Consider the following 6,482-nt stretch of genomic DNA (forward strand, 5'->3'; position numbering starts at 1 on the left):
AGCAGCTTCTCGACTTCCATGACGGGAACGCGGTTGACGAGCGCCATCTCCTCGGCACTGCGTCCGGCCGCCATGGCCTGGGCCGTGCGCCTGCGATCACGCCTGGCCCAGAAGGGGTAGCGGCGCCGTGGCGGCTTGGGGGCGAGGCGATCGGTCCAGTCCATGGGATCCATGATATTAGGAGTTTGTTCCCAGGACAAGCTCACGATTTGAACGAGGGTCCGAATCTATCTGCTTACAGAGATCTCATCTGCTCTGCGCTCGATTGAGCATAGTCTCTAAAACCCCGCGCAGAAAGGGTTTGACTGAAATTGCCGCTCACAGACAATCAGACACGAGGGGTGATTGCCAAGAATGATTGCCTAGACATACTTTAGGTTTTTTATTATGGTAAATCGTTATTAATTCGTTGCGATTTTGGGAAAAGAAGCATTTCTGGCTTAGTCGCCCATTTCTTATATCTTGCCGCCAACCGTTTTCCAAAAAGAGCAATTCTACCAAGCTGGTCACTATTTAGGCCGCAATCGTCAAAATTTCTGCGCCAATCAAATGTGGAATCCGGCATGATATCCAGATCCCGCTCATACAATAGGTGGGACAATATATAACTTGATGACGAAATCAGTATACAATGAGCACGCTCAATATCAGCAAAACTTATTCCCAATGAGTTCGATGCGCCCCGCGAGATCATGCTTGCGGAATGTGCGATTCGCTTGTTTGCTAATGTTTCTATGTTTCTTAACGATTGGTCTTGCAGAGATAGACAAAGATTATTAAAGACTTTTTGAGAAATAAGATCACCTCGATTGCCTATGCCCCCTTTCACGCCGGAAAGTTGGTTAAAGGTGTTGTGCGCTGCTTCTGAGAACTCCCAACTGCACGAGTAGCGCACGTTCTTTAGGAAACCTTGGACTGGCGCTCCAGAGTTGGCAAGCTGATTGGCAGTCTTTGCTTGCGACAAGCGACGTTCCGGCTCTGGGTCAAAAGTCGCCCCATTATATCCCACAAAACTTTTTCTGGTAAATATATGCATATTCGAAAAATGTCTTCTACGAGACGCTTTATAGAAACTACTTCTTTATTAGGATTTTTGTTATTTTTTTCGTTAAGGCGACGAATGCATAATATCTGACTTGCCAGAAAGCCGTTTGTTATGAAAGCAAACAAACTTGGATCGCGTAGCGGAGAACGTGTATTATCTCTGATTATAAGCCGTAACGCCTCATTCAACATTCGAAATATAACATAATTTAAGCACATTTCACGCAACTGACGCTCTATGGAACTGGGATCCTCACCGCTCAACCAGCCAATCCATAGGCATCTTTTATCACGAAAGGTTTGCAATTTGGGTTTATCAAGAACATCGCAGTCTTCGACTGATTTATTCCAAACTATCTTGTCCGGATTCGGCTGCGACAGAGATTTATTTGCGTTATTCAATTCCATTCACCTCCCTGAAAGTCGTCGCATCGATATTGAGAAAAGAGGAGGTACGAGCCTTCCCGTTCTCTCTATGGTCGGCGTGGCAAACTGGCGCCCTGTCTGATTCCGGAGGACATCCTAGCCTTCACTGGCTAGAACTACCTATAACCTTGCATAGGTTCCGGTCCATGCATGTAATGGTTACCGAGAATTTCGCTCCCACGGCGATAGTATCAGTCCTTATCCCATTTCGCGCAGAAGGCCTCGATGTCGGGGCTCTGGAAGTCGGTGAGGCGGGCGAAGATGGTCTCGGGGGGCCAGTTCCACCAGGCGATCCGGGCCAGGCGGTCGGCAATGGGGCGCGGGAAACGCGCGCGGATGAGGCGGGCGGGGACACCGCCCACGATGCTGTAGGGGGCGACGTCGCGGGTCACGACGGCACCGGCGGCCAGGACGGCACCGTCGCCGACCGTGACGCCCGGCAGGACGATGACGCCGTGGCCGATCCAGACATCGTTGCCGATGGTTACCCGGTCCTGCCGGCGATCGGCGAAGAAACCGCTGTCGCGTGTCGCCGTGGAATCGTAATATTCCGGGCAATAGGTAAAACGATGCAGCGAGGGCCGGTCCATCGGGTGGTTGGGCGCACCGATGCGCACTGAAGCGGCGATCGCGGTAAAACGGCCGATGCCAGCATCGGCGATCATGCAGTTCTGACCGACATAGCTATAGTCGCCGAGACTGCAATATTCGAGCTGACTGTTCTCGAGGACTTCGCAGCAGCGGCCGATCTCGGCCTCGCGCAGGGCAGCTGCGGGATGGATCACCGTGGCGGCAATCTTGGGCGCGTGTCGGGCTTGCATGGAAAAAACCTCGAGGGATTACGGGCGATGCCGCACGAACATACAGCCCTCGAGACAGAAAAAGAAACAGCACGGGCGCAAAAGACCCGTCCTATTCATCCAAAGACAATAGCTTCCACTTGCCGGAACTGTCACACTATTGTCATTAATCCTGGCGAGGCAGGATTTTTACTCCCGAACGCCACCCCTTCGACCGGGGCGGTGCGGCGGGAAATGCTGGGTTCACGTCACGCCCGGTGCTGGCACGGGCTGGCCTCACTTCATCGTCGGCATGACGAATTCGGCGCCCTGGCGGATGCCGGTCGGCCACCGGGCGGTCACCGTCTTCAGCTTGGTATAGAAGCGGACGCCCTCGGGGCCGTGCATATGGTGGTCGCCGAACAGGGACGCCTTCCAGCCGCCGAAGGAGTGGAAGGCCATGGGTACCGGAATCGGCACGTTGATGCCAACCATGCCGACCTGGATCGACTGGGCGAAGCTGCGGGCGGCGTCGCCGTCGCGGGTGAAGATGGCCGTACCGTTGGCGAATTCGTGCGCGTTGATGAGGTCGGCCGCCTGCTGGTAGGAGGCAGCGCGGAGCACGCCCAGCACCGGGCCGAAGATCTCCTCCTTGTAGATCGTCATCTCGGGCGTGACATGGTCAAAAAGCGTGCCGCCGACGAAATAGCCGTTCTCGTAGCCCTGCAGCTTCAGGCCGCGACCGTCGACGACGAGCTTCGCACCCTCGGCCACGCCCTTGTCGATATAGCCGACGATGCGATCGCGTGCCTGGGCGGTAACGACCGGGCCCATCTCGTTCTCGGGATCGGTGCCGACGCCGATCTTCAGGGCCTCGATGCGCGGCACCAGCTTCTCGATCAGCACATCCGCCGTCTTCTCGCCGACGGGCACCGCCACCGAGACTGCCATGCAGCGCTCGCCGGCCGAGCCGAAGGCCGCGCCCATGAGCGCGTCGACGGCCTGGTCCATGTCGGCGTCGGGCATAATGATCATGTGGTTCTTGGCCCCGCCAAGCGCCTGGCAGCGCTTGCCGTTGGCCGTGGCCGTCTGGTGGATATGGCGGGCGATCGGCGTCGAGCCGACGAAGCTGACGGCCGCGATGCCGGGGTGCGCGAGAAGCGCGTCGACGGCCTCCTTGTCGCCCTGGACCACCTGGAAGACACCATCGGGCAGGCCCGCTTCCTTGAGCAGCCTTGCGATCAGGAGGCTGGCCGAGGGGTCGCGCTCGGACGGCTTGAGGATGAAGCAATTGCCGCAGGCCAGGGCCACGGGAAACATCCACATGGGCACCATGGCCGGAAAGTTGAAGGGCGTGATGCCGGCTACGACGCCAAGGGGCTGGCGGGTCGAATAGCTGTCGACGCCCGTGCCGACATTCTCGGTGAATTCGCCCTTCAAGAGCGTCGGCGCGGCCGTGGCAAACTCCACCACCTCGATACCGCGCTGCACCTCGCCCACAGCATCCGAGACCACCTTGCCATGCTCGGCCGAGATGACGAGCGCCAGCTTCTCGGTGTTGTCCTCAAGCAGGCGAAGGAATTTGTTGAGGACGCGCGCCCGGCGAAGCGGTGTCGTTGCCGCCCATTTGGGAAAGGCCGCCGCGGCCGCCCGCACCGCCGCGTCCACATCGGCGGGACTGGCCAGATGCAGGTCGCCGGAAACCTCGCCCGTGGCCGGATTATAGACAGCCTGGCGCCGCGTCCCTGTCCCCGGAACTTCTTGGCCGCCGATGAAATGCGCGATCGATATGGACATTTTGATAACTCCGGGGATGTGGACGAGACGGGGTGCTGCCGGTGCCGGCCACCCTGCCCCGCCGGTCTCGAGCCTTGGGCTCTTTGATTGAAGAGAGGGTCCGGGCGGCCAGCTCAGCTCCGCCCGATCCGCCGGCGATTATTTCGCCCGCTTCAGGCAGTCGCGCAGCTTGGTGAGGATCTCGTCGACATGGCTCTTCTCGGCGATGAGCGGCGGCGAGAGGGCGATGATGTCGCCCGTCGTGCGCACCAGAAGACCGCTCTCGAAGGCATCGACGAAGATCTCGTAGGCGCGGGCACCGGGGGCACCCGGGCGCGAGCTCAGCTCAATGCCGGCCACCAGGCCGATCGAGCGGACATCGATGACGAAGGGGCAGTCGCGCAACTGGTGGACGCTGTCCTGCCAGTAGTCGGTAATCTCGGCCGCACGGGTCAAGAGACCCTCCTGGGCATAGATGTCGAGCGTGGCCAGACCGGCAGCACAGGCCAGCGGATGGCCCGAATAGGTATAGCCATGCGCGAATTCGATGGCCCCCTCGGGACCGCCCTCGACCACGGTGTCGTGCACCTTGCGGCTGGCGAAGACGGCACCCATCGGCACGGTGCCGTTGGTGATGCCCTTGGCGGTCGTGAAAAGGTCGGGAGTCACGCCGAAATACTGGCTGGCGAAGGGGGTGCCCAGGCGGCCGAAGCCCGTGATCACCTCGTCGAAGATCAAGAGGATGCCGTGTTTGTCGCAAATCGCGCGCAGCCGCTCCAGATAACCCTTGGGCGGCAACAGGACGCCGGTCGAGCCCGCCATCGGCTCGACGATGACGGCGGCGATCGTGTCGGCGCCATGCAGCCCCACCAGCCGCTCCAGATCGTCGGCGAGCTCGGCCCCGTGCGCCGGCAGGCCCTTGGTGAAGGCGTTGCGCTCCAGATCATGTGTGTGGCGGATATGGTCGACATAAGGGAGCTGCGTGCCGAACGCCCGGCGATTGCCGACGATGCCGCCGACCGACATGCCGCCGAAGCCCACGCCATGATAGCCCCGCTCGCGGCCGATCAGCCGGGTCCGGGTACCCTGGCCGATGACTCGCTGATAGGCCAGCGCCATCTTGAGCGCCGTATCGGCCGCCTCCGACCCCGAATTGACGAAGAAGACCCGATCAACACCCTCGGGCGCGATCTCGGCCAGCCTGGTGGCGAAGTCGAACGCGATCGGGTGGCCCATCTGGAAGGTGGGCGCGAAATCGAGCGTCGAGGCCTGGCGCGCCACCGCCTGCGCGATGCTCTCGCGGCCATGCCCGGCATTGACACACCAGAGTCCGGCCGTGCCGTCGATAACGGATGCACCATCATCGCTCTGGTAGTACATACCCTCGGCCGAGCTCAGCAGGCGCGGCGCCGCCTTGAACTGACGGTTCGCCGTGAACGGCATCCAGAAGGCTTCAAGGTCGGGCTTATTGCTCAAGGCGTTCATCAGCGGGTCCTCCATCTCCCCTGGGTGGACCATGAAGGACGGAGCGGAACAAGTCCTTTTCTTGTTGGGGCCAAGCGCTTGTAAAACCTCGCCCCCGCGCTAAAGATTTGCGCGATCCGCAACAGGACCAACAGGGGATTCGGCCATGAGCGTGGATGTCGGCTTGCGGCTGCGCCACGTGCGCCGGCTGCACAAGCTCTCGCAGCGCGAGCTGGCCAAGCGCGCCGGCGTCACCAACTCGACGATCTCGCTCATCGAGAGCAACCAGATGAACCCCTCGGTAGGTGCCCTAAAACGTATCCTGGACGGCGTGCCGATCGGCCTTGCCGCCTTCTTCGCCCTCGAGCCCGACCAGGCGGAGCGCGCCTTCTACGCCAAGGACGAGCTGGTCGAGATCGGCAAGGGACCGATCTCGTACCGCCAGGTCGGCGAGAACCTGTTCGGCCGCGCCCTGCAGCTCCTCAAGGAGCGCTACGAGCCAGGCGCCGACACCGGCCGCGTGCCGCTCGTCCACGAGGGTGAGGAAGGCGGCATTATCATCAAAGGCCGGCTCGAGGTCTGGGTCGACCAGGAGCGCAAGATCCTGGGACCCGGGGACGCCTACTATTTCGCTAGTCGCCGCCCGCATCGCTTCCGCGCCGTCGGCCCCGAGCCCTGCGAGGTGGTCAGCGCCTGCACGCCGCCCAGTTTCTAGGACGGTCCACGCGGCACCGGGGCCGGGCGAGCGCTCAGGCGCTGACGATACCGAAAATGTCGGCGCTTAGATTATTCATGAGGAATTGACTGAGCATTGCCTGGTTCGAGGTGCCGGCTCCCCGGATCAGGCGTCGTGACCACCGTATCGGCGCCGGCCTGACGCGCGTTGGTGACGATCTCGCCCGGCGTTTTCGCGCACCAGGGGGCGCAGGAGGATTTCTCGGCGGCGAATGAGGGCGGCATCGCCAATCTTGCCCTCATTCTCGGCAAGGAGCG

The 6,482-nt window shown here is 60.8% G+C and carries 5 protein-coding genes; 1 reads left to right on the top strand and 4 read right to left on the bottom strand.

Annotated elements, in window-relative coordinates; all coding sequences use genetic code 11:
* Positions 1-385: 385 nt before the first annotated feature.
* The 4 genes from CFB17_RS19050 to CFB17_RS18690 all read right to left on the bottom strand — a co-directional run bounded on the left by CFB17_RS19050 (position 386) and on the right by CFB17_RS18690 (position 5,510).
* A complete protein-coding gene (locus tag CFB17_RS19050) occupies positions 386-1,036 on the bottom strand; it encodes a hypothetical protein (protein ID WP_133063962.1) in 651 nt (216 codons plus the stop codon).
* Positions 1,037-1,661: 625 nt separating this feature from the next.
* Positions 1,662-2,291 (bottom strand): DapH/DapD/GlmU-related protein, encoded by a 630-nt coding sequence (locus CFB17_RS18680; RefSeq protein WP_088563100.1) that lies wholly within the window; start codon positions 2,289-2,291, stop codon positions 1,662-1,664.
* A 255-nt stretch (positions 2,292-2,546) separates the two neighbouring features.
* The gene (locus CFB17_RS18685; RefSeq protein ID WP_088563101.1) at positions 2,547-4,046 is read right to left on the bottom strand and encodes a CoA-acylating methylmalonate-semialdehyde dehydrogenase; all 1,500 of its coding nucleotides are present in this window, start codon (positions 4,044-4,046) and stop codon (positions 2,547-2,549) included.
* A gap of 138 nt (positions 4,047-4,184) precedes the next feature.
* Positions 4,185-5,510 carry an aspartate aminotransferase family protein gene (locus CFB17_RS18690; RefSeq protein WP_088563102.1) on the bottom strand — a complete coding sequence of 442 codons (1,326 nt, stop codon included), beginning with the start codon at positions 5,508-5,510 and terminating at the stop codon, positions 4,185-4,187.
* Positions 5,511-5,655: 145 nt separating this feature from the next.
* Here CFB17_RS18690 and CFB17_RS18695 point away from each other — a divergent pair, with 145 nt between their 5' ends.
* A complete protein-coding gene (locus tag CFB17_RS18695; RefSeq protein ID WP_088563103.1) occupies positions 5,656-6,204 on the top strand; it encodes a cupin domain-containing protein in 549 nt (182 codons plus the stop codon).
* Positions 6,205-6,482: the final 278 nt, after the last annotated feature.

The organism is Arboricoccus pini (assembly GCF_900187945.1).
Classification (GTDB): Bacteria; Pseudomonadota; Alphaproteobacteria; order Geminicoccales; family Geminicoccaceae; genus Arboricoccus; species Arboricoccus pini.